A 23,426-nucleotide genomic window follows, 5' to 3' on the forward strand; every position below is an offset into this window, starting at 1 on the left:
CTACAACGCGGCCGGCTTCAGAATGTTTCCACTCTGCATTGAATTTCCCTCGAGACCTCGGGCGCCACCAGTCGATACTGCCGTTACGAACGACGGCACTTTTGCCGAGCCAGCTGAAATTCGGCCATCGGCCCCTCCGCCTTGCCGGTCGTATGAAAGGCCGGCAAGGCAATTGCCCTCTCGTCACGATTTCTCGTTTGCACCCTCGGCCCGGAACGCCGCCTCGCCGGCATCGGAGACTTCGACCCACTTCTTGTCGGGCTCGGCGTCGGCGACATAAGCGTCGTTCCAGTTCCACCACTTGTAGGTCGGGGTCTGGGGATAACCCTCCGGCGAATCCTCCCAGACCTCCTGGCGTCCAAGCGGCGTGATGTCGAGATAGTTCCAGGTGCCGCCCATCTGCTCGTCGCCGCGGTTGTTGATGAAATAGGTGCGGAAGATGCGCTCGCCGTCGCGGTAGAACACGTTGGTGCCGTGCCATTCGTCGACACCGAAGTCCTTGTCGAAGCTGTCGGTGATCGTCACCCACGGATGCGCCCAGCCCATCCGCGCTTTCAGCCGGGCAATATCGGCCTGCGGAGCGCGTGAGGCGAAAACCAGCGTCGTGTCGCGGGAGTTGAGATGGGCAACATGGGCGACCTGGTCGGCCACCATCGAGCAGCCTCGGCAGGCGTGCTCGGGCCAGCCGAAGACGCCGGGCTCGTAGAAGGCGCGGTAGAGGATGAGCTGGTGTCGCCCTGCAAACAGATCGTGCAAGCTGACCCTGCCCTGCGGCCCTTCGAATGCGTAATCCTTTTCGACCGCCATCCACGGCATCCGCCGGCGCTCGGCGGCAAGCGCATCCCGGGCGCGGCTCTGGGCCTTTTCCTTGACGAGCATCTGCTTCCAGGCCGCCTCCCAGGCTGCCTCCGACACGACCGCAGGCTTATGCATGGCCGGCTGGCCGCCGTTCTGGGCTGTTGTGGTCATTTTGAAATCTCCTGATTGCGGTGAATGCCCGCGCCTCGCCAGGCAAAGCGCGCTTACGTCCGCTGCTTGTCGCTGTTCACTGTTGCGGGAAATAGTCTGGCAGCCGAACTCGGCCAGTGGGAGTAACAAGTGTGGCGCTATTCAAGTGCCGCCTTGGAGAGTTGCCAAAAGCAGGCAAGTATCGGAAGCTTGTTCTTTGGCTATCAGCCGACGGATTGTTCGAAATGACGACAGCCTCCTCCAGCCAGCAGGCCAGACACGGCAGCGCCAGGATCTGCCGCGGCTGCTGGGACCAGATGCATATGCCGATCCCGATCGGCGGCCCGCTCGCCTTGCCCTTCCGCGCCTTGGGCATCACTCGCAGCAAGATGAACCCCGATATCTGCACGATCTGCGAACGCTCTTTTCAGTATGTCAAGAAGCAGCGCCAAATCACCGCCGACGCCACCATCCTCTTTGCCGATATCAGGGGCTTCACGGACCTGTCCGAGCGCATCGAGGCGGTGCAGCTGAGCGAGATCGTCAGCCTGTTCCAGGATCGCTGCGCCCAGGCGATCTGGGCGCATGACGGCATCGTCAACAAGCAGATGGGCGACGGCCTGATGGCGATCTTCAATTTTCCGATTGTGAGGAAAGATCACGCCAGCGCCGCGATCCTGGCCGCCCAGGAGATCCAGGGGAACTGCACCGCGGCGCTGAACGGTCTGGCGCTCGAGGCCCTGCCCGGCCGCACCCTCGGCGTCGGCGTCGGCATCCATTCCGGCGAGGTGCAGATCGGCGAATTCTCGACCTTCCGCAGCGATTTCACCGCAATCGGCGGCGTCGTCAACCAAGCCGCGAGGTTGGAATCCCATGCCGCCGCCGGCGAGATCCTGATCTCGGCAGAAACGGCCGCGAAGGCCCCCGACCTCGCGGCAGGCGCCGAAACGCGCAGGCTTGCGCTGAAGGGCATCGAGCAGCCGGTGCAGGCACGTGTGCTGGTCAAGCACTGAGCGACGGCGATTGCGGCCTGCTCAAAGTATCATCGCGCCGCCACCATGGTAGCCGCAGTTTCTCACGCTGTGATTGCGAAATATATTCGATTACCAGCCGGTTAATCCTCCGGAAACAAACATCGCTTATCTCTAAGCCGTTTTAACAGCTGGGGTTTCTCATGGGCAGTTTTTCTCTGTTTCACTGGTTGATCGTCTTGATCCTGTTCGGCGTGCCATTGTTCTTCGTCTTCAGAAAACCGCTGGTTGGGCCGAACCGCTTCGGTGGCCGGCCGCAGGCCATGGGTTTCGGCCAGGCGATTGGAAGCTATTTCAAGAATTACGTGAACTTCAACGGCAGAGCGAGCCGATCGGAATTCTGGTATTCGGCACTCTTCGTCTCTCTCGTCGCCATCGCTTTGCTTGTCGTGGATCGGAGCCAAACCTTGAACCGGATCTGGTCGCTGGCCACGTTTCTCCCGTGGATCGCCGTGGCCGCCCGACGCCTTCACGACATCAACCGAAGCGGATGGTGGCAGCTTCTTGTACTATTAGCTCCCATTGGATCGGTTGTCGTCCTCGTATGGTACTGCAGGGCGTCGACAATGGATGATTCCAGGGAAGCCGTGTTCGCGTGAGCAAGGTGTGAGAATGGTCCTCGCGGGTTGAGCGGGTCCGGGGCACCGGTCATCGTCGTTACGCGGACTGCGGGGTGCGCGGTCCGCTTCTGACGGCATCCCGAAGGGGACCGGAGCGGTTGGCAAAAGCCCGCCTCTGCCTCAGTACTTCATGTTCCGTAATTCAGGAAAATCATAGTAACGCAGCCGCTTGTCGTGGCAGCGATAGTCGTCCTTTTTCAAATACAGTATCATGTTGTGTTGCAAGCCCAGGCCGATATAGGACCAGTTCGGGTTGCTGCGTTCCGTCGTGCGCGTACAATAAGCATATATCTGCTTTTCCGGATTTAGCAGAACCACGCTCGAAATTTCGGCCTTTAGGAAGTTCCCCGGCTTAATGGTTCCCTGCAGCACATCGACGTGCTCGCGTCGAACGGCGCTGGAAGGCGGACGCTGGGAATCGGCAACCGATTGCGGCTCCGGCGTCTGGCAGCCGGCCAGCGCCAGCAGAGCAGCGCAGACAAGGAATTTGCTTTTCATTCAGTTGGATCTTTCTCTACGAAAATCGATGGACTGAGCTTTCCGGAGGGACGGCGCCCCCACGACGCTGGGGGCAAATCGCGCCGCCGCTCAACAAAGCCTGGAACGGCGACGCGACCCGAGCCCTCGTCCTGGGTCAGGTCTTCATCCCGGTCAGCTCGGGAAACGGGTAGTAGCGCAGCCGCTTGTCTTTGCAGCGATTATCATTCGCGGTCCCGCCTAGGATTTGGCTATCCGTGAAGGAGACGCCGAGATAGGCCCAGTCTCCCCAGCTGCGTTTGGGCACCACGCGCACACAGTAAGCATAGATCTTCTTCTCGGGATCGAGCAGCACAACGCTCGAAATCCGGGCCCAGACGACTTCTCCCGCTTCGTGTCTATAACTTCTCTTGAATATGAGGTTGACGAAGTTCTGCCGGACGTCGTTCGAGGGAGGCCGCTGGGAATCGGCAACGGATTGCGACACCGGGGCATTGCAGCCGGCGAGCGCCAGCAGGGCAGAGCAAGCAAGGACTTTTATTCTCATTCAGTTGGATCTCCAAGAATCGGAGCGTAATAAACGCTGCGCATTCCTACAAACACAGCGGGAACAATATTTGCAATACACGAAAATAAACTTATCGACCCTGCGCATGTGACTGCGTGACCGTGGATATGGCTGCGTCGCTGGACTTATACCGGAGGGGTCGAAACGGAGCCCTCGCTCCTATTCTCATCATCGGTGATCGCCACGCCGGCTTCCAGCGCCGCGAGGATAAAGGCCTGCCGCACGGTCTCGGCCGGCATGCGGCCCGCAAGCCAGGCGCGGCAGAAATCGATCGCCCTCTGCTGATGGACGCCGTCATGGATCGGCCAGTCGGAGACGAGTGCATAAAGCGCATCCTGCGGTGAGCGGAGAACCAGCCGTTCGCCGGCATCAAGATCGATCGAGATCGTTTTTTTCCAGAAGGCGGAATGGTCGCTAATGGCAGTAACACCTGCAGCTGAATGGACAGGAAATTAACTGCCGAAGGCCGATCTCGGTTCCAGTGCCGGCAGCACCGCTGTAGAAAGCGCGATGCACCGACATCGGAAGAATGCAAGGAGCAACGTTGCGGCGTGTCCTTCGAGGCCTCGCCTTATGAGCTACGCGCATTAGGATGAGGAGCGGTGGCGGATACCGCATCCGCGAACCGGCGGGCGTCGCCCGCCCTGCCTACGCATCCGCTTTTGAGCCTTTCAAAGCTGGCCTTGCAAACTTCTACTGCAAGTAGATAGTCTCTTGCCGGAGAAATCTTCTTGATATCAAGAACCACTCATTTGCGATCTCCAGCAAATGTGCGTGCCAGCGATGCTTTTCAATGAGAATTTTTGAATGAAGCCGGAAGAGTTGCGCAGATCCGAATATGCCTACAACAAAGGCAAATTGCTGCTCGTTATACTGATCATGTTTGCCATTGCGGCGGGAGCTGTCTTCCTCGGGTTCCTCCTGCCGAAAGACAAGGATCCTCATCTGGTCTGGTTCTTCCCGTTGCTGGGTGCCGGGTTCTTCGGTCTGCTCCCATTGTTGATGATGCCAAAGCTCTTCTCCAAGGGACCCGGACTGGTGGTATCGACGGCCGGCGTCCGGCTGCCGAATTTTCCCGACCAAATCGTGCGGTGGTCGGCCATCGTGAGCTTCGAGAGGTTCCAGAGCAAAGGTTCGGATTCCATCGTCATTCACCTTGATCCCGCCGCCGCCAAGACCTTGACCAGACGAGGGCTTGCAGCCCGGCTACCGGAATGGTTCGTCGGTTCGCGCCTCAGGGTCGGCGTCCTTCTGCATTTTCTGCAGGGCCGTCCGGACTCGGTATTCAACGAGTTCGCGGAAGTGGCAACCGAAGCGTTTGAAGCTGAATGGCACACCTTGCAGGAAGCCGGTTCGATTGCCGAACAGGACGTCGACGAGGTGCCGGGACCGGCTTTCGACGGCGCCCGTTATCCCGTCCTCACCTACGCTCTTCTTGCGGTTCTGATCGCTGTCTATGCCTGCGAGCTCGCCTTTGGCGTCGAAGCATCTCGGGCAGGCTCTCCCAACATTCGCACATTGCTAGTGCTCGGTGGCACATTTCGGCGGAGCATTACCGAGAACGCCGAGTGGTGGCGGCTGTTTACCGCGCCGTTCATGCACGGGGGCATCATCCATCTCACATCCAATTGCTGCTGCTTGTGGATAGCGGGAGTGCTGTTCGAACGGCTGATCGGCTGGCGCTGGTTTGCGGCGATCTTCTTCGCCAGCGCCCTTGGCGGCTCCCTCACATCGGTCTGGATCAACGACGTCCACGCGGTCGGTGTCGGCGCCTCCGGTGGCATTGTCGGGCTTTTCGCGGCCGTCATCGCCGGCAGCATCCGTTTTCGGTCGACGCCAATCGCATCCCCCCTGCAAATGGGCTCCATTCAAATTCTGGTCCCCTCGCTGCTGCCCTTCCTCTCGGCCGCAAAAGACGGCCAGACCATCGACTATGCCGGACATTTCGGCGGTGCGTTGACCGGCGCGGCTCTCTCGCTCCTGCTGTTAGCCCTCTGGCCACGCGAGCGTCCGACGCCCCGCTTCGGCGCTGCCGCGATCGTTTTCAGTGCTGCATTCGTCGTCATCGCGGCGAGTTCGCTTTGGCCCATCAGCAATGCACGCCAGTCCTATCTCAACGACCCGATGACGAACTATTTCGGCGGAAGGTACCAGCAGGCCGCGACGGGATTTGCTCTCATCGCAAGTCAGGATCCACGCACCGCCCCCTATTATCGCCTCTGGCGTTTCATCGCTGAAACCCGAGGCGGTGATCCGAATGCGCTCGCTGATCTCAGGACCGCAGCCGGCGCGATCGATCAAGCAGCCTGGCCCCATCCCATCTACCGTCTTTTCCTCCGCGAAGTGACGCCGGGGGAGCTGACGGCGAAGGCGGCCGACAGCAACCAGATCTGCGAGTCGATCTTCTATATTGGCGAATGGTATCTGCTTGCCGGAGCCAAAGATGAGGCGCGCAGCAGGTTCCAGGCCGCTTTGGCGTCCTGCCCGAAAACATTTATCGAATATCATGGAGCAGATGGCGAATTGGCTAAGCTCGACGCGAAATAACTATCAATGGGCCTCGGAACGCGAGGGCGGACATACCTGAAGCCAACAATCTTTGCATTGAGCATTCGGCGTCTAGCGTCAGGTGTTTATAGCAGTAGACACTTCAAGCTTTTTACAGTGGAAGGCTTTCATGCCCAAGGGATTACTTTTAATTTGCGGCTTTGCTTTTGCCCTGACGGCGCTGTCAAGCGGCTCAACTCGCGGACAAATGCTGGACGGTTTGCACGATTTCAAATTGGGTAGCTCGTTTGCCGATGCCCAGCGGAATGCGAGTGAAAAAGGTTGGAGATTGAAGGAGCTTTCTCCCAACCTTCCTGGCAATTGGGTCGTGGAAGGGTCGAATCTCAGTCTTTTCATATGCAACGACAAAGTCGGCTCTATCCAACAGCATCGCGATGGCGGACTTCATGACTTCGCATTGATCGTGCAAACCTTTCGAATAAAATATGGCGAGCCGGCAACGACCATTTTGACATTCCCGGTTGGGCCGACATGGATATCGAATATCGACGCGAGATTCGCTTCGCCCTCGGGAGAAACCGTCAACGTGAAGCTCAGTGAGGCCGCCGGAAAATTCGGCATTGATTTCAATTTTTACAATGAGAACACGAATTGCACGACGGAAACCAAGCCTTGAGGGCGCAACGACTGTTATTGGTGCAAAGCTGCGGTGGTCTTACCCAGGCCCTGAGCTAAGCCACTCCAAACTATTCCATCCTTCGAACACACAGTTCGTTTCCCTTCTGTACTCTTCCCCTCTTCCCTTTCGCGCTGACTCTCTCCATATTCCCGCCATGGCCAAATCTCCGAAGAAATCCCCCGCCCCGAATGGCTTCGAGGAAGCCCCGCAGTCGTCCTTCGAGGGCGCTCCCCTGTCCGGATCCGTTGCCGATTGGGTGAAGCAGCTGGAGGCCGATGCCGAAGCGTCGGGCGTCGAGACCCAGCGCCAGATCGCCTCAAAGGCCGGCAAGCACCGCAAGAAGGTCGAAATCGCCGCTTCGAAATCGGCGCGTGGTACTTCGATGGGCGGCTCGACCGACCCGAAGACGCGCGCGGCCGCAGGCCTCAACCCCGTCGCCGGCATGAATACGACGCTGGAGGAAGCCTCGTCGCTGCAGGCCGGCACCGCCGTCACCGCCACCGTCGAAGCGCTGTCGGCGCTGATCGAGAGCGGCAACCCGCTGCACAAGAACGGCAAGATCTGGACGCCGCACCGCCCGGCCCGGCCGGACAAGTCCGAAGGCGGTATCCGCATCTTGATGAAGTCGGACTACGAACCGGCCGGCGACCAGCCCACAGCCATCCGCGATCTCGTCGAGGGGCTGGAGAATGGCGACCGCAGCCAGGTGCTGCTCGGCGTCACCGGCTCCGGTAAGACTTTTACTATGGCCAAGGTCATCGAGGCGACGCAGCGCCCGGCCGTCATCCTGGCGCCCAACAAGACGCTGGCCGCCCAGCTCTATTCCGAATTCAAGAACTTCTTCCCCGACAATGCGGTGGAATATTTCGTTTCCTACTATGATTATTACCAGCCGGAAGCCTATGTGCCGCGCTCCGACACCTATATCGAGAAGGAAAGCTCGATCAACGAGCAGATCGACCGCATGCGCCACTCGGCGACGCGCTCGCTGCTCGAACGCGACGACTGCATCATCGTCGCCTCTGTCTCCTGCATTTACGGTATCGGCTCGGTCGAGACCTATACGGCGATGACCTTCCAGATGTCGGTCGGCGACCGGCTCGACCAGCGCCAGCTGCTGGCCGACCTCGTCGCCCAGCAATATAAGCGCCGCGACATGGATTTCACCCGCGGCTCGTTTCGCGTGCGCGGCGACACGATCGAGCTCTTCCCCGCCCACTTGGAGGATGCCGCCTGGCGCATCTCGATGTTTGGTGACGAGATCGACGCCATCACCGAGTTCGATCCGCTGACCGGCCAGAAGGTCGGCGATCTGAAATCCGTGAAGATCTACGCCAATTCGCACTATGTCACGCCGCGCCCGACGCTGAACGGCGCCATCAAGTCGATCAAGGAGGAGCTCAGGCTTCGCCTCGCCGAGCTGGAGAAGGCCGGCCGCCTGCTGGAGGCCCAGCGCCTGGAGCAGCGCACCCGCTACGATATCGAAATGCTGGAAGCCACCGGCTCCTGCCAGGGCATCGAGAACTATTCGCGTTATCTCACCGGCCGCGACCCCGGCGATCCGCCGCCAACACTGTTCGAATATATCCCCGACAACGCCCTCGTCTTCATCGACGAAAGCCATGTCACCGTGCCGCAGATCGGCGGCATGTACCGGGGCGACTTCCGGCGCAAGGCGACGCTGGCCGAATACGGCTTCCGCCTGCCCTCCTGCATGGACAACCGGCCGCTGCGCTTCGAGGAATGGGACGCCATGCGCCCCGACACCATTGCCGTTTCGGCCACCCCCGGCGGCTGGGAGATGGAACAATCAGGCGGCGTCTTCGCCGAACAGGTGATCCGGCCCACAGGCCTGATCGACCCGCCGGTCGAGGTCCGCTCGGCCCGCAGCCAGGTCGACGACGTGCTCGGCGAGATCCGCGAAACCGCCGCCAAAGGCTACCGCACCCTCTGCACCGTGCTGACCAAGCGCATGGCCGAGGACCTGACCGAATATCTGCATGAGCAGGGCGTGCGCGTCCGCTACATGCACTCCGACATCGACACGCTTGAGCGTATCGAGATCCTCCGCGATCTGCGCCTCGGCGCTTTCGACGTGCTCGTCGGCATCAACCTGCTGCGCGAGGGCCTCGACATTCCCGAATGCGGCTTCGTCGCCATCCTCGACGCCGACAAGGAAGGCTTCCTGCGCTCCGAGACCTCGCTGATCCAGACGATCGGCCGCGCCGCGCGTAACGTCGACGGCAAAGTCATTCTCTATGCCGACCAGGTCACCGGCTCGATGAAGCGGGCGATGGAGGAAACCAGCCGCCGCCGCGAAAAGCAGATGATCTATAACCAGGAGCACGGCATCACCCCGGAATCGGTGAAAGCCAGGATCTCCGACATCCTCGACAGCGTCTACGAACGCGACCACGTCCGCGCCGATATCTCCGGCGTCTCGGGCAAGGGCTTCGCCGATGGCGGCAACCTCGTCGGCAACAACCTCCAGACCCATCTCAACGCGCTCGAAAAGAGCATGCGTGACGCCGCCGCCGACCTCGACTTCGAAAAAGCCGCCCGCCTGCGCGACGAAATCAAACGCCTCAAGGCGGCGGAACTGGCGGTCATGGACGACCCGATGGCGCGCGAAGAGGCCAAGTCGATGGAAGGCATCAAGCGGAATGCCAAGGCGACCCGCGAGTCTCTTCTCCCCGCCGGGGGTCCGGAGGACGGGTCGAGACAAGCGGCTCGACCCCGGTCGGTGCCCGGCAGGGCGGATGAGGGGGCCACACCCTCCTACTTCTCCCGCCCCTCTCTCGACGACATGGGCCCAGGCACCGACACCCCCCTCTTCCGCAAACCCGCCCTCGACGACATGGGCCGCGACATCGCCGAACCGACAAAGAAGAGCCTGTTCCGCAAAAACGACCTCGACGAAATGACCGTCGGCCGAACGGAAAAACCGGTCATTGGGCATGTGCCGGAAAAGCCCGATGCCGCCAAGGGCACGAAGCGGTTTTCACCACTGCTGGAAGGCCAGCCGGAGCGCGACGATGGCGTGCGGCCCGTGGTACGCGCCCGGGTGGGAGCCGGGAGCTATGAAGAGCCGGGAGAGCAGAAGCGCAAGAGTCGGACGAAGGGAAAGACTGGGCGACCGGGGCGGTGAGGCGACCGGCACGCCGAGTGAGGGAGCCCACTCTGCAAAATTACCAATGCCGCGGCGAATATACCTCCCTACTCACCCGCATCCGACCCTCCCCGTCCCCGCCACCAGCGCAAAATAAATCCGCTCCACCCGACAGGCTGCACTCCTGGCGCTCGCCTCGAATCCCGCCGCCGGCCAGCCCCGCCGGGGGCTGCCGTCCGCCGCGATCAGCCAGTACCAGCGTTCGTCGGAGCCGGTGAGATCGATCTTGAAGATCCGCCCCATGCAGGCATCGCCGTAGAAGCCGATGAAATCGTCGCCGGGCTTTTCCTTCCAGGAGTGGCGCCACCTCCCCCGCGGCGTCTCGCCGCTGATGACCATCTCCCAGCTCTTCCAGCCGTTATAATCCGATTGCGCCGTCAGCGACCCATCATAGGGTTTCGCCTCGATCTGCAGGCAGCCTTCCAGAAACTCTGCGACCGAGTTGCAAACGGTGCTCCATGCCTCGTCGCTGTGCCAGGTCAGCTTGTAGGCGAACTCATCGGAGACATTCTTCAAGGCTGCAGCGACGGTGGAGGCGACGCCTTCCCGACTCGCCGGCTCGCCGCGCAGCCTGATACGGAGATAGGTGCAGAGAAAATCTGCCGTATCCCGCGCGATCGGTTCGATGACATGGAGGTTTCGGCGCTTGCCGACCTCATAGCCGCCGAAATCCCGGATGCGGTGCTGAGGCTGCTTGCGAAGGGCATTATTGAGGAACGATCTGAGAAGCGTTCCGATATCGTCTTGCATGCGTTTCCTCTCCTCGTGAGGATGTCTCTGCCGCATGGTTTCGTGAATGGCTCCGCCCGAGCCGGTAAAATCAGAGCAATTCCGGGCGCAAAAACGCCGCACGCTTTTGCCGGGATTGTTTTAGATCAGCGTCGGTTCCGGATCGTCCTCGACCTCTTCGATGATCTCCGGCCTGTCGTTCTTCGGAGAGCCGACATCCCGGCCGATCTTCCACATCGTCATCAGTTCCGCCGGGAAGGGTTTCAAGAGATCATTCGGGTCCGGCTCAGGGGACAGCCATCTCTCGTAATCCTCGCGATGCAGGATGACGGGCATGCGGTCGTGAATCTCCGCCATCATCTCGTTCGGCTCGCAGGTGACAACGGCAAAGTTGCGGATGGACACGCCCTTCTCATCCGTCCACGTCTCCCAGATGCCGGCGAGCGCAAAAGGCGAGCCGTCCGTCATGGCGATGGCATAGGGCTGCTTGTTCTTGCCGGTCCCGTGAATGTCCTTCCATTCGAAGAAGCCATTGATCGGAACGAGGCAGCGACGCGACCGGTAGGCAGAGCGGAACATGCCGTTGGAGCTGATCCCCTCGCAGCGGACGTTGACCGGCGGCGGCCTGCCGCCGGGTTTCGCCCAGGAAGGCATCAGCCCCCAGCGCGCGGTCACGAATATGGGGCCCGACGTATCGGGTTCGCGCACGATATCCCTGATGATTATAGGATAATCTTGCGACGGCGCCCCGTTCCAGCGGGGAAAGCGATTTCCCAGCCCGTCGATATCCCCGCCCTTCACTGCAAAGGCGAAATTGCCGATCAATTCCTCAAGCGAAGTTTTTACGAAGATGCGTCCGCACATTGTGCTTCCTGTCGATGGAATATTAGATGTTCCGATTATGTTCTCGGCGGGGACGTCGTCAACGAAGCGTCAGTTGTGGCCGTTCAGGAATGCCCCTTCGCGGCCATGAGGACACAGAAATGAAGGATGAGAAGTGGGCGCCCTGACCTTGAGGTTGAGAGGAGGCCTGCCCCAGCAATCGGTCTATTGCGAAGCAAGCGGAATTGGCGGAAAAAACACGTCCGGCAAGCGGCGCGACAAACGAATCGGAAACCATCCATGCCCGAACTCCGCATCGACCCCTTCCCTTCGTCCGCCGAACTCAACGCCCTCTGGTCAGCCGCCTGGAGCACGCCCGACGCACCGGATTTCTCCCGCATTCTGTCCCGCAGCCTCGCCCATATCGGCGCCTATCACGACGACACACTCGTCGGCTTCGTCAACGTCGCCTGGGATGGCGGCATTCATGCCTTCATTCTCGACACCTCAGTTCATCCCGACATGCGCCGGCAGGGGATTGCGACGAGACTGGTCAAGGAAGCGACGAGAGTTGCGCGGGAGCGCGGCGCTGAGTGGCTGCATGTCGATTTCGAACCGCACCTGACCGGCTTCTACCGCGCCTGCGGATTTACCCCCACCGAAGCGGGCCTCATCAAGCTCGCATGAGAGGTCTCAACAGGCCGCCCTCAAACGGCAGGCGCCAACTCCGTCATCAGGCGGAATCGGCGCCGATGGTCAGGCGCTAACGCGCAATGCCAAAGCGCGCCAAGCGAATACAGTTTTTCACGCTTATACCGCGAGCTTATATCCGCTGATGATGGGTATAAATTAAAAGACTAAAATACGAATTTTGGTTTGCAAATTCAAAGTCATTCGTCAGTATTTCAGCCTTATTTTTTCGTTAAAAGACCAAGAAAAAATCACAATTTTTCATTGAAAACTTCATTAATGGTTGGCATAGATCCCCGTGGGGTTGTCGTCGGCCGAGCCGATAAGCAGTTCTTTCGGGGATTTCTCATTTTTCAGAGTAAAACGCATCTTTTGGGGAAGATTAAAATATGGCCTTGAATATTCTGGATACAAACGGCGCCACAATTACCAACACCGGCGCCGAGTTCGAAGCCTACGATGTTATTCGCCAATCCGCCGCCAACCCTTCCTCGCCTGTCGCTCTGGTCGTCTCGGATTCCGGCGTGGCGGATCTGGCCGACGAGTTGGGCTCGGTCTCCGCAAACGTGAGAGGTTCAAGCGCAGACAATGCGATCACGACGGGCGCAGGCAACGACAGCATCATAGCCGGCGACGGCGCAGACACGCTGAACGGCGGCGCCGGAAACGATCAGCTATATGGCGGGGCTGACAATGACACGCTGAACGGCGGCGATGGTAATGACCTGCTCTCAGGTGACGCCGGAAATGACGTCATCAGAGGCGGCATGGGCAACGACACGATCTCCGATGGTGATATTGGCGGCTTTGGCCCGGAACTTTTCGACATCGACGCAGGCGACGGCGACGATGCCATCGCCGTGCGTGTATTCACGTCGCAGTTTTCCGGAACAATCGATGGCGGCGCGGGGATCGATAGTCTGCAAGCCCCTGAGCTAAGAGGCCTGACGATCAAGAACATCGAAATCCTTGAAACGGCGGGATATTTGGTTTCCGGTTCGAGCGCGCAGTTCGAAAGCTTCGATAAGATCGCCTACGCGAACAATCCCGCCAACAATTATAGCGCCTCATTGGCATTAACAGACAGCGCCCACGTCGATCTTTCCGACGAACTGGGAGATCGCGGGGCTTTCATTACCGGCTATGTCTCCGGCGTTGACGTCAAGACCGGCGGCGGCAGTGACGAGTTTACGGGCACCGACGGCAACGACATTTTCGACGGCAGTGGCGGCAACGATGCCATCAACGGCAAGGCGGGCGATGACAAATTCACCGGCGGGGGTGGCAATGATGCCATCAATGGCGGCGCCGGCATCGACACGGCTGTCTTCGCAGGCAATTTTACCAACTATTCCATGGCATTGAGCAATGGCGATCACATCCTGACGAGCGCCGTGGAAGGGACGGACACGCTGCATGACATAGAATTCGCGCGCTTTGCTGATGGTATCTACAATTTCACCACGGAAAAATTCACACTCGACGGCAGCAACGCCGCGCCGACCAACGTCCAGCTCTCGAAAACCTCTCTCTCCGAGGACACGCCGATCTGGACCACGGTAGGCCTGCTCAGCGCCAAGGACGCTGACGGCGACGTCCTCACCTACAAGCTGCTCGACGGCGCCGGCGATCACTTCCGGATCAACGGCAACCGCATCGTCACCTCCAAGACCTTCGACTACGAGACGGCGAAGTCGCACACGATCAAAGTCGCCGTCTCCGACGGCAAGGTCACGGTCGAGAAGGACATCACGATAAACGTTCTCGACGTCAACGAAGCGCCGGTCAACCAAGCGCCGATCAAGCTCTCCTTCTCGCGCAGCTCGATCTCCGAGAATGTCGCGATCGGCACCTCGGTCGGCCTTCTCTCCGCTGTCGATCCGGAAGGCGGGGCGGTGAAGTGGCGGCTGACCGACGACGCGGACGGCATCTTCAAGCTCGTCGGCAACAAGATTCAGACCAAGGCCGCGATCGACTTCGAAAGCAACCACAGCCTGACCTTCACCGCCGAAGCCTATGACGCGGCTGGAAATGCCACCAGCCACGATTTCACGATCGCCGTGAAGGACGTCTTCGAACCGTCGAGCCTTCTACATGACGCTTTGATCTAGCCACGAGACTGTCGTTCGGGATGTGGGCACGCGTCCCGACGGCGACAGCATGCGTCGAGCGCCGGCCATTGCCAGCGGCTAAGCTTCTAACCGGCAGCTGAACATCTCCAAATGAGGCGATCATAGCCTCCCGCCGAAGCCCCTCCACCCGGATGGTAGAAGAGACCAACTCCTGCAGGATGCAACCGATATTTCGGAAAGTTTAAACATGGCCCTGAATATTCTGAACACGAACGGCAAGCTGATCACCAAGACCGGTGCGGAGTTCGAAGCATACGATGTCATCCGCTATTCCGCCGCTAGCCCCCACGCTGCAGTTACTCTGCAGGTGTCGGGTTCCGGCGTAGCCGACCTGAGCGACGAGTTGGGATCGATTTCCGCGGAGGTAACGGGTTCGAACAGTGACAATGCAATCACAACGGGGGCTGGCAACGACATCATCAATGGCTATTCCGGGAATGACCAGTTGAACGGCGGCGCAGGTAACGACCTGATCGGCGGAGGCGCCGGAAATGATGTTATCAAAGGTGGTGCAGGTGACGACAGGATCGTGGATAGTGATGGTGGTATTGCCACCGACTTAGTATTCGATATCGATGCGGGCGACGGCAATGACACCGTGGCTGTGTGGAATGATTTCTACGGTTTCGCGAATTCCGGGACAGTCGACGGCGGAGCCGGCATTGACAAACTGCAAGCCTCCGATCTTACCGGCATAACGATCCAGAACTTCGAAATCCTTGAATCGCAACGAGACATCATCGCTACGGCGGCTCAGTTCGAGAGCTTCGACAAGATCACCTACTCGGACAGTCCGGGCGGCGAAAACATCGCCGTCACCCTGAAATTGGCGGACGGCGCCCATGCCGATCTTTCGGACGAGTTGGGAAGCCGCACGGCCTACATCAGCGGCATCGGTTCCAGTATCGACGTCAAGACCGCCGGCGGTGACGACGTGTTGATAGGAACTGACGGCAACGATATTTTGGACAGTGGCGCCGGTAATGATGGGATCAATGCCGCTGCGGGCAACGACATCATCAAAAGCGGCGCAGGCAATGACACCATCATCGATGGCGAGTCTTACGGCTACGGCGAAGTCTTCGATATAGACGCCGGCAGCGGCAACGATATCGTGACCCTGACCGTATATGGATCCGGCATCGCGGTCTCGGGAACGATTGACGGCGGCGCCGACACCGATACCCTGAATGCCGGCAGTCTTGTCGGTCTCACCGTGAAGAACTTCGAAATCCTGGAAACGTTCGAAGGCAACCTTCTTAGCGGAGGCGTGCTTGGTTCGGCCGCGCAGTTCGAAAATTTCGAACAAATCATCCTCTCCCGCGGATCGGTTTTCGATGACATGATTATCTCCCTGAGATTGGCGGACAGCGCCCATGCCGATCTATCTGACGAGTTGGCAAACCGCTCGGCCTCTATCAGCGGTACCGCCTTCGGCATCGACGTCAAGACCGGCGGCGGCGACGACCTCTTCACGGGGACCGCTGGCAACGACATTTTCGACGGTAACGCCGGCACCGACACGGCAATCTTCTACGGCAATTTCGCCAATTATTCCTTCGCGATGGACAATGGTGCCCACATCCTGACGAGTGAGCAGGAGGGTATGGATACGCTGCGTGACATCGAATTCGCCCGTTTTGCCGATGGCGTCTACGATTTCGCCACGGAAACCTTGACACGCAACAACACCGCGCCGACCAATATCCAGCTGTCGAAAACCGCTGTGTCCGAAGACACACCGATCTGGACTACGGTTGGATTGCTCAGCGCCCACGACGCCGATGGCGACACGCTCACCTACACACTGCTCGACGGGGCGGGCGATCACTTCCGGCTGAAAGGCAACCGCATCGTCACTTCGAAGGCGTTCGACTACGAGACCTATCCGTGGCAGACGATAGTGGTTGCGGTTTCTGACGGTAAGGTCACCGTGGAGCAACACATCACGATCAACGTCCTCGACGTCAACGAAGCCCCTCTCAACCAAGCGCCGATCAAGCTCTCCTTCTCGCGCAGCTCCATCTCCGAAAACGTCGCGATCGGCACATCGGTCGGCCTTCTCTCCGCCGTCGATCCGGAAGGCGGCACGGTGAAGTGGCGGCTGACAGATGATGCGGACGGCATCTTCAAGCTCGTCGGCAACAAGATCCAGACGAAGGCTGCGATCGACTTCGAAAGCAACCATAGCCTGACCTTTACCGCCGAAGCCTACGACGCGGCTGGAAATGCCACCAGCCACGATTTCACGATAACCGTAAAGGACGTCTTCGAACCGTCGTTTGCGAGCCTGTCGCATGAAGCGTTGATTTAATCGCGATATGATCGCCGGTGGACGCAAGATGCGTCACCGGCGATCTCGACAAAAAAGCCGGACTCCCCGCCTAGCTGCCCAAGCGGCCGAACTTTCCTGGTGCCCGCGACATTCGTAAACCGCGAGGGCGGCAACCGCTTCCGAACATCCCATTTCCAAAATGCAGCTCCACCTCGACACCCGTTTCGGTTATGATTTCTCGTCATCCGAGGAGAGCCCGCATGCGTCTGCCCACATTCATCCTGGCCTTTGCCGTGTCGGCGCTCGCAGCCTTGCCCGCATCGGCCGAGACGTACAAGACACCGAAGGCGCTGCTCAAGGCGCTCTACAGTTACAACACCGACAACAGCGACGCCGAGGCGCCCTCGCCTTATTCGATCTTCTTCTCCGACCATCTGAACCAGCTCCTGCAGGCCGACCTCGACAATACGCCCGAAGGCGATGTCGGCGCGATCGACTTCGATCCCGTCATATCAGGCCAGGACGGCACGGCGAGCGATGTCAGGATCGGCCAGCCGATCCTGCTGGATGACAAGGCCGAGGTGGAGGTGCAGTTCGAAAACGGCGAAGAGGTGACGCTCTTCTACACGCTGGTGCGCCAGCATGGTGGCTGGAAGGTCGACGATATCGCCAATCAGAAAGGGGATAATCCGTGGAGCCTGAGCGCGTTGCTGGGTGATGCGCAGTAGGCGATTGTCAATGGCCCCAAGATCAGCCCTCATGGTGAGGAGGCTCGAAGGGCCGTCTCGAACCACGAGGGCGGGCGTGGAAACCTCTGATGCACAGCATCCAGAATCGAGGTGATGGCGCCAGTGGCCGCCCCCGTCTTTCGAGGCTTCAGCCTTTGGCTTCCGCACCTCAAGATGAGGGCGGAGCGAGGGCGGCGCCAGGGGCACTGGACCTCCCAGGGCTGCCCCCACCACCGACGCCAGCCCCCCGGCCATCCACCCTCGTGGTTCGAGACGAACCTGCGGACCTCCTCACCATGAGGGCTGATTGGTGTACCGAAGCAGCAAGCGCCGCCCGACGACAAAATCCATGCCCGGCTATCGAATCTACCGGCTCATCCCGTTTCGGCACGGAATCCCGCTATGGCACAGCTGTGCAAGGAACCGCTAACTTTTCGTCAAGTATCTGAATCTTCGACATTTCCCGACTTCGATGCGGGCATGCCAAAATAATCCCGCTTGCTTTTTGCCCGAAAAGCTGGCACCAATTCACCTACTCGGGCATTTGCATGCCGGTGACTGGACTGATGTGGTAATCCCTTCCGTTTGGAAGGCGGCGCGGGACTACCCGCCTACGTAGACGTTCTTTCCCCGTACGTGACTTCTCCGACTGACCCTTCGTCCCAATCGATCGGGGCGAAAGCTAAAGCCGTCCGCTTCCTCTCGGGGGCGCGGATACTACACAGACTAAGGGAAAAGGACGATCCCAATGGCCACCAAGGGCACCGTAAAATTCTTCAACCAGGACAAGGGTTTTGGTTTCATCACGCCGGACGGCGGCGCAAAGGACGTTTTCGTCCATATCTCTGCGCTGCAGGCTTCTGGCATCCAGTCGCTGCGCGAAGGCCAGCAGGTTACCTTCGACACCGAGCCGGACCGCATGGGCAAAGGCCCGAAGGCCGTCAACATCTCGGCTTCGTAAGTCAGACTTTCCGCTTTGGCGGCATGAACGGCGCTCCGCAAGGGGCGCCGTTTCTGTTTTGCGGCGAGAACGTCATTTGTCGATCGCACCGCCGGATGTTATACGCACGCTTGCTGATTGAGCCCGCCGCATGGCGGTGCCCGGGAACAACGAATAATGCGACGTCGATGACGCAGAAGAGCCCGATTTTCGCCGTCGCGCCGATGATCGACTGGACGGATCGGCACATTTTAGCGAGTTAAATCAAACAGGCTGCGTGACTGCATAACACTTTCGCAGCGCTGTTTGTTAGCTGAGAGCAGCGAATGGCGGCTGCCACACCCTATAAAAAAGGGCCGAGCGCCCGACGCGTTTACCAAGAAGTTGTGAGCTTGTTCTAGCCGGGCTTTCCAGAATCACTGCAGAGGCACATGAAGTCAGGGGTAGCAGCGGTTGGCGGGCGACTAGCCTTCTTTAGAGCTCAGGTCTTTGTGGAGGACGAATGGCTGGGAAATTCGAGGTAAAGAATGACCAAGGCGCCGGCGCCACGTTTGAACCGGGGTGGGCGCTGCAAATCAAATCGTCGTACAGCAATGGCTTCAATACGGCGGTTTGCGACCTATGAAATTTGGCCTCATCCTCGTCATGTTTGCGCTATCCAGCTGTTCCACTACGACGGGTGATTTGGAACGGTCAGGCTCGACTAGGCAAGCCGTATTTCAGTATTCGGAGAATTATCAAGAGATTTACCGGCGCATTGTCGGCCCAGCGAAAAACTGCCTCGAAGGACACCTCACCTTTTCGCTCAATGCATCGGTTAACATCGATGCACAGCTTTATTCTGAGCTAGGTTTTGGCGAGATTACGTCCTCTCTACTTAACGTTGGCATAAGGAATTACTACTGGAAAGCTAAGGTGGAACGAAACGGAGACGGGACAAAGCTAACCGTCTATGCTGGGAACACAATACGCAATCAGCATCTCATCGATATTGTGAAGAATTGGGCCGATAATAACGCAAGTTGCCCCTTGTCATAAAGGTCGAGCAGGTTCAGTTGAAGGTATTCAGTCTTCGACAACGGGAGCCTCGTCGACCGCAGTCGCAGCGTTATCCTTGCGATCTGGCCTGTGCTCGACCCAGTTGACGAAGCCTTTCTCGCGTGATGAGGCCAGGCAGCGGCGCACCGAGCGCTCGTCGATCTCGGAGGCGTCGGCCAACTCCTGCTTGGGATAGCAGCCGAAGGCGAGATTATGGCAGTCCGAGAGGTGCCAGAGCACCGTCGCCTCAGCGCAGTTGATGCCGCGCTGCTTGCTGGCCCAATTGGTGGCGTCATGGCTCATGCGACACCGCCTGCAACTGCACCTTGTGCCGACCGGATTTTACTGCATAAATTTCCCAAAACCTCGCGGAGCCGGTCATGGATCAAGCCACTTATCAGTCCCTTCAGTCTCCGTTCAAAGGTGGGGAGAAGAGAAAGCTTGTCACGCCTGAAGCCAGAGAACTGGCGTGGCGCTTCCAGCTCAACCAGTGGCTGTTCATCGTCAATCAGGAGATTCAGCTTGCGCGCGAGCATATCGGCGACACCAACCGCGTCGTTGGTGTGTTGATCGATATTAGCTCCCGGCTCGAAGCCGCGTCCAATGCGATCGACCCCATGATCGCAGAGGCCGTCAATAATATGAAGGAACTGGCAGACGACCTTGAAGCATTCGACGAAGCGCTCGCCGTCGGCGCGTCCGCACAAGAGGGAAAGGGCGCCGTCCGCTTTTTTTACCAGTTGGCTGGACAGCTGCTGGCCGAACTTCGCTTCGTCCTTCCATTCCACTTGCAACCATATGATCGCCAAATCGACTACGGGGAGCCGGCCATAGCTGCCGAGTTTCAAAGCTACATCCGGTGGCAGGAACACGAGATCGATTCCATCGTGGAAGAGGAGACGAGCAGGAAAAGATCCGCCGATTTGCAAAGGATCGAGCGACGCATGATACTGGTCCAGCAAGACGCTGGAAAAGCATCGTCGGATCTTGCGACGGTCAGAGAAGAGGTCAGCCGGCTCCAGACCGAGCAGCAGGTGCTCCGCCAGGAGGCGCTGTTGACGCAACATGGTTTCGCTAGCGTGAAAGAGCGTATCGAGTTGGCCGAATTCGAGATGCGCGAGCAGCTCGGCCTGCGGGAGACGCGACGCCTCTGGGGGCGTCGCGCCGTAAGGGCGGGCATCGGATACTATAGTTCGCTCTTCCTGCTCCTCGCCGTCCTGACCGGCGCTCCCGTGGCGGCCTATCTCTACCGCGAAGAAGTCCTCTCTCTTCTCTCCGAGATCGAACGAAATGTCATCAACGTTCAGAGCGTTCCGCAGGGGGGTGTCGCCGCCACGCTGATCGCCTTCGGTCGGCTGCTGTTGATCGGAGTGCCGATCGGCTTCGTCGTCTGGGCTATTAAACTGATCGTTCGCTATAACAACCGCTCGCTGCTTCTGATGGACGACGCTTCTCAGCGGATCACGATGCTCAACACCTACCTCTTCCTGATCAAGCAGGGAGCCGCGACGCTGCAGGATCGCGGCGCCCTGCTGGAGGCGATGTTCCGTCGAGCTCCCGGCCACGGGCCGGAGACGATCGACCCGCCGAGCATGACCGACATCATGAAATATGGACAAGATCTTCCCAAGGTTGGCGGATGACGTGAGCGCATAGGTGGCCGCGCGTCGGGAAAAACCGCCCGCCTTGCGGCCATGGGCAAGCGCCTGGTGATCGTCGGACGATGGTCCCGGTGCGCACGCATGCCGCATTGCGCGCTAAGTTGCTCATAGTCTGCCCCTCGTATTTCAGTCAGTTCGAATCTGACGACGACAGAGACGCCGCCGTCAGGAATTGCCGGAAACGCTCCTCGACGCGCCGCTGCGCCTCGGCTTCGGTTCCGCTTGTGCCTTCGGCCTTCGTCCCGCTCGCCGTCAGCCAGATCCGCCAGCGCCACAGCCTGCCGCCCGCCTTAGGCGGATAGACCGAGCCAACGTCGACGGCGCCGCATTTGGCGAGCCGCCGATAGATATCGTCGCGCCAAGCCAGGGGACTGGTGTTCATTCCGCTGCCTCGACGAATTCGTAGCGCCCGTTGCACTCCGCCAGCAGGCGGATCATCTTCTTCGGCACGCTATTGCCGACGAGGTGGCCGAGCTCGGTCTTGTTCGGCTTGCGTTTCACGTGCTTGCCCTGCTCGTTGATGAACTCGATCACGTGGTCGAAGCTCCCTGGATCGAAGCCGTGAGCGGCCGCGCCTTCCAGTGGGTCGAGCATCCGCATGCAGCCGTCGGTGATCACCATGGTCTGGCCGTTTACCTCAACGGTCACCAAACCGTGGCGCTCAGTGACCGTGTGCAGAGGGTCGCGCGCGTCGTGGCTGTTATCGCCGGAGCCGTAATAGGTCTGCAGGAACGGCAGGATCAGCATTTTATGCCCGCCGCCGCAGGTCTGCGTCGGCAAGGGATAGCAGATATCCTGCCCATGCTTGTCATTGCCCCGCAGCCTCGTCAAAGCCGCCGCAACCACGCCTTGCTGGGACCGGCCGCGATCGCCGCCGGTGGTCAGCGTCGGCACGGGCGAAAAGGAATTCCACCAGCTGCATCGCTGAACTATTTGGGCAGCCATTTCCGGCCGGCATATTTGTCACCGGTCTGCCTAATATGGGCGCGGCGATCGGATGTTTCTTGAGGGCATCAGGCACTGCGCCTTCGTCTTTAATGACGTGGCAATGTATTCGTCGATCACATCTGCAAGTATGGGTCCTTGGCCTTCAGCTTCTCCAGCGCGCCCGGTTCGGCAAGCTCGGTCTCCCGCTTTTTGAGCCACGGTTTCGCGGCCGGCTTGCGATCGAACGTCTGGGCCTCGCTGTGCACGACCTCGCCCTTTTGCTTTAGCCGGATCTGTGCGGTATATGACTTAGAGCCATTCCTGCGGGTTCGCTCTGATATGGTTCCCATGAGTGCTACACGACCTCCGCCAAATGCTACATCGTAGCACTAGCATTTCAAAAAACGGTCGTAAAAGCGGTAAGACAAGAGAAAACGAGACAAGTGCACACAGTCGAAAATCCGGGAAACCAAGGGAAACCGAGCTATTTCAAGGCCCCGGTGTTCGCCATTGCGCCTATGATCGACTGGACGGATCGGCACTGCCGCTATTTTCACCGCCAGATCAGCCGGCAGGCGCTGCTCTATACCGAGATGGTGGTGGCCGATGCGATCATTCACGGCCCGCGCGAGCGGCTACTCGGCCATGACGCCGCGGAACATCCGCTGGCGCTGCAGCTCGGCGGGTCGGACCCGTCCAAGCTTGCCGAGGCGGTGAAGATATCGGAACCCTACGGTTATGACGAAATCAACCTCAATGTCGGCTGCCCCTCCGACCGGGTGCAATCGGGCACCTTCGGCGCCTGCCTGATGCTGACGCCGGAAACGGTGGCCGATTGCATCGCGGCGATGAAGAGGGTCGCAACCGTGCCGGTGACGGTGAAATGCCGGATCGGCGTCGACGAGCAGGAACCGGAACAGGCCTTGCCGGAGCTCATCACCCGCGTTCTCGATGCCGGTGCCGACGCGATCTGGATCCATGCCCGCAAGGCCTGGCTGAAGGGCCTGAGCCCCAAGGAGAACCGCGAGATCCCGCCGCTCGACTATGAGATCGTCTACCGGATGAAACAGCGCTGGCCCGATGTCTACATCGGCATCAACGGCGGCATCCGCACGCTTGATGAAGCCGCCGCCCATCTCGCTCATGTCGACGGCGTCATGCTCGGCCGCGCCGCTTATCAGAATGCGGCGATCCTTGCCGAAGTCGACCAGCGCTTTTTCGGCGCTCCGGCGGGAGAGCCGGACTGGGAAGGCCTGCGCGACCGGATGATGGCCTATGCCGAACGCCATATCGCCAGTGGCGGCCGGCTGCAGCACGTGGCCCGCCACATGGTCGGCCTGTTCACCGGCCTGCCCGGCGCCAGGCGCTACCGCCAGATCCTGTCGACCGACGCGGCCAAAAGCGGTGCCGGGCCGGAGGTACTGTCCGCAGCTTTTGCGGCCGTGGACTTTTCGGGAGTGGAGCAGGAGGCGGTCAGCGCCTGA

22 protein-coding genes are annotated in these 23,426 nt (G+C 59.7%); 12 read left to right on the forward strand and 10 right to left on the reverse strand.

The window, feature by feature from the left end:
• Window positions 1-183: 183 nt before the first annotated feature.
• Window positions 184-969 carry a DUF899 domain-containing protein gene (locus tag CO657_RS11470; RefSeq protein ID WP_054183465.1) on the reverse strand — a complete coding sequence of 262 codons (786 nt, stop codon included), beginning with the start codon at window positions 967-969 and terminating at the stop codon, window positions 184-186.
• 224 nt (window positions 970-1,193) lie between these two features.
• Between CO657_RS11470 and CO657_RS11475 the strand changes: the two genes are divergently transcribed.
• Window positions 1,194-1,961, forward strand: coding sequence for an adenylate/guanylate cyclase domain-containing protein (locus tag CO657_RS11475; protein ID WP_054183488.1), 768 nt, complete (start codon window positions 1,194-1,196; stop codon window positions 1,959-1,961).
• 161 nt (window positions 1,962-2,122) lie between these two features.
• Entirely contained in the window at window positions 2,123-2,578 is a 456-nt protein-coding gene (locus CO657_RS11480) for a DUF805 domain-containing protein (RefSeq protein ID WP_054183464.1), read from the forward strand.
• A gap of 141 nt (window positions 2,579-2,719) precedes the next feature.
• Here the strand turns inward: CO657_RS11480 and CO657_RS11485 are convergent, their stop codons facing one another.
• The 3 genes from CO657_RS11485 to CO657_RS11495 all read right to left on the reverse strand — a co-directional run bounded on the left by CO657_RS11485 (window position 2,720) and on the right by CO657_RS11495 (window position 4,063).
• A complete protein-coding gene (locus CO657_RS11485; protein WP_054183463.1) occupies window positions 2,720-3,097 on the reverse strand; it encodes a rhodanese-like domain-containing protein in 378 nt (125 codons plus the stop codon).
• Window positions 3,098-3,233: 136 nt separating this feature from the next.
• Complete coding sequence (locus CO657_RS11490; protein WP_054183462.1) at window positions 3,234-3,623, reverse strand: hypothetical protein; 390 nt, start codon at window positions 3,621-3,623, stop codon at window positions 3,234-3,236.
• Between the two features lie 146 nt (window positions 3,624-3,769).
• On the reverse strand, window positions 3,770-4,063 hold the full coding sequence (locus tag CO657_RS11495) for a DUF982 domain-containing protein (RefSeq protein ID WP_082366288.1): 294 nt from the start codon (window positions 4,061-4,063) through the stop codon (window positions 3,770-3,772).
• A 388-nt stretch (window positions 4,064-4,451) separates the two neighbouring features.
• On the opposite strand from CO657_RS11495, the gene CO657_RS11500 reads away from it, so the two are divergent.
• The 3 genes from CO657_RS11500 (at window position 4,452) to uvrB (ending at window position 9,979) form a co-directional block, all read left to right on the forward strand.
• Window positions 4,452-6,191, forward strand: a complete 1,740-nt coding sequence (locus tag CO657_RS11500) for a rhomboid family intramembrane serine protease (RefSeq protein ID WP_054183460.1) — start codon at window positions 4,452-4,454, stop codon at window positions 6,189-6,191.
• Window positions 6,192-6,321: 130 nt separating this feature from the next.
• Entirely contained in the window at window positions 6,322-6,828 is a 507-nt protein-coding gene (locus CO657_RS11505; protein WP_054183459.1) for a hypothetical protein, read from the forward strand.
• A gap of 157 nt (window positions 6,829-6,985) precedes the next feature.
• Window positions 6,986-9,979 carry an excinuclease ABC subunit UvrB gene (gene uvrB / locus CO657_RS11510; protein ID WP_054183458.1) on the forward strand — a complete coding sequence of 998 codons (2,994 nt, stop codon included), beginning with the start codon at window positions 6,986-6,988 and terminating at the stop codon, window positions 9,977-9,979.
• 72 nt (window positions 9,980-10,051) lie between these two features.
• Here uvrB and CO657_RS11515 read toward each other — a convergent pair whose 3' ends face one another.
• A complete protein-coding gene (locus CO657_RS11515) occupies window positions 10,052-10,750 on the reverse strand; it encodes a hypothetical protein (protein ID WP_054183457.1) in 699 nt (232 codons plus the stop codon).
• A 120-nt stretch (window positions 10,751-10,870) separates the two neighbouring features.
• A complete protein-coding gene (locus tag CO657_RS11520) occupies window positions 10,871-11,593 on the reverse strand; it encodes an SOS response-associated peptidase (RefSeq protein ID WP_054183456.1) in 723 nt (240 codons plus the stop codon).
• A gap of 258 nt (window positions 11,594-11,851) precedes the next feature.
• Between CO657_RS11520 and CO657_RS11525 the strand changes: the two genes are divergently transcribed.
• The 5 genes from CO657_RS11525 to CO657_RS11545 all read left to right on the forward strand — a co-directional run bounded on the left by CO657_RS11525 (window position 11,852) and on the right by CO657_RS11545 (window position 18,337).
• Window positions 11,852-12,238 carry a GNAT family N-acetyltransferase gene (locus CO657_RS11525; protein ID WP_054183455.1) on the forward strand — a complete coding sequence of 129 codons (387 nt, stop codon included), beginning with the start codon at window positions 11,852-11,854 and terminating at the stop codon, window positions 12,236-12,238.
• 392 nt (window positions 12,239-12,630) lie between these two features.
• Entirely contained in the window at window positions 12,631-14,352 is a 1,722-nt protein-coding gene (locus CO657_RS11530) for a cadherin domain-containing protein (protein ID WP_054183454.1), read from the forward strand.
• A gap of 208 nt (window positions 14,353-14,560) precedes the next feature.
• Entirely contained in the window at window positions 14,561-16,687 is a 2,127-nt protein-coding gene (locus CO657_RS11535) for a calcium-binding protein (RefSeq protein WP_054183453.1), read from the forward strand.
• 221 nt (window positions 16,688-16,908) lie between these two features.
• Window positions 16,909-17,376 (forward strand): DUF3828 domain-containing protein, encoded by a 468-nt coding sequence (locus CO657_RS11540; RefSeq protein WP_054183452.1) that lies wholly within the window; start codon window positions 16,909-16,911, stop codon window positions 17,374-17,376.
• 748 nt (window positions 17,377-18,124) lie between these two features.
• Complete coding sequence (locus CO657_RS11545) at window positions 18,125-18,337, forward strand: cold-shock protein (RefSeq protein ID WP_003540801.1); 213 nt, start codon at window positions 18,125-18,127, stop codon at window positions 18,335-18,337.
• Window positions 18,338-19,381: 1,044 nt separating this feature from the next.
• Here the strand turns inward: CO657_RS11545 and CO657_RS11550 are convergent.
• Window positions 19,382-19,657 carry a helix-turn-helix domain-containing protein gene (locus CO657_RS11550; RefSeq protein WP_054183450.1) on the reverse strand — a complete coding sequence of 92 codons (276 nt, stop codon included), beginning with the start codon at window positions 19,655-19,657 and terminating at the stop codon, window positions 19,382-19,384.
• Between the two features lie 77 nt (window positions 19,658-19,734).
• Between CO657_RS11550 and CO657_RS11555 the strand changes: the two genes are divergently transcribed.
• Window positions 19,735-20,997 (forward strand): hypothetical protein, encoded by a 1,263-nt coding sequence (locus CO657_RS11555; RefSeq protein ID WP_054183449.1) that lies wholly within the window; start codon window positions 19,735-19,737, stop codon window positions 20,995-20,997.
• A gap of 148 nt (window positions 20,998-21,145) precedes the next feature.
• On the opposite strand, the gene CO657_RS11560 is transcribed toward CO657_RS11555, so the two are convergent.
• From CO657_RS11560 to CO657_RS37915, 3 genes are all read right to left on the reverse strand, one after another.
• Window positions 21,146-21,397 carry a hypothetical protein gene (locus tag CO657_RS11560; RefSeq protein WP_054183448.1) on the reverse strand — a complete coding sequence of 84 codons (252 nt, stop codon included), beginning with the start codon at window positions 21,395-21,397 and terminating at the stop codon, window positions 21,146-21,148.
• Window positions 21,394-21,909 carry a DNA cytosine methyltransferase gene (locus tag CO657_RS11565; protein ID WP_054183447.1) on the reverse strand — a complete coding sequence of 172 codons (516 nt, stop codon included), beginning with the start codon at window positions 21,907-21,909 and terminating at the stop codon, window positions 21,394-21,396. The genes CO657_RS11560 and CO657_RS11565 overlap by 4 nt, the downstream gene beginning before the upstream one ends.
• Before the next feature lie 167 nt (window positions 21,910-22,076).
• Complete coding sequence (locus tag CO657_RS37915) at window positions 22,077-22,208, reverse strand: hypothetical protein (RefSeq protein ID WP_280950482.1); 132 nt, start codon at window positions 22,206-22,208, stop codon at window positions 22,077-22,079.
• Window positions 22,209-22,460: 252 nt separating this feature from the next.
• On the opposite strand from CO657_RS37915, the gene dusA reads away from it, so the two are divergent.
• Complete coding sequence (gene dusA / locus CO657_RS11575) at window positions 22,461-23,426, forward strand: tRNA dihydrouridine(20/20a) synthase DusA (RefSeq protein ID WP_054183487.1); 966 nt, start codon at window positions 22,461-22,463, stop codon at window positions 23,424-23,426.

It is taken from the genome of Rhizobium acidisoli, from assembly GCF_002531755.2.
In the GTDB taxonomy this organism is placed as follows: domain Bacteria; phylum Pseudomonadota; class Alphaproteobacteria; order Rhizobiales; family Rhizobiaceae; genus Rhizobium; species Rhizobium acidisoli.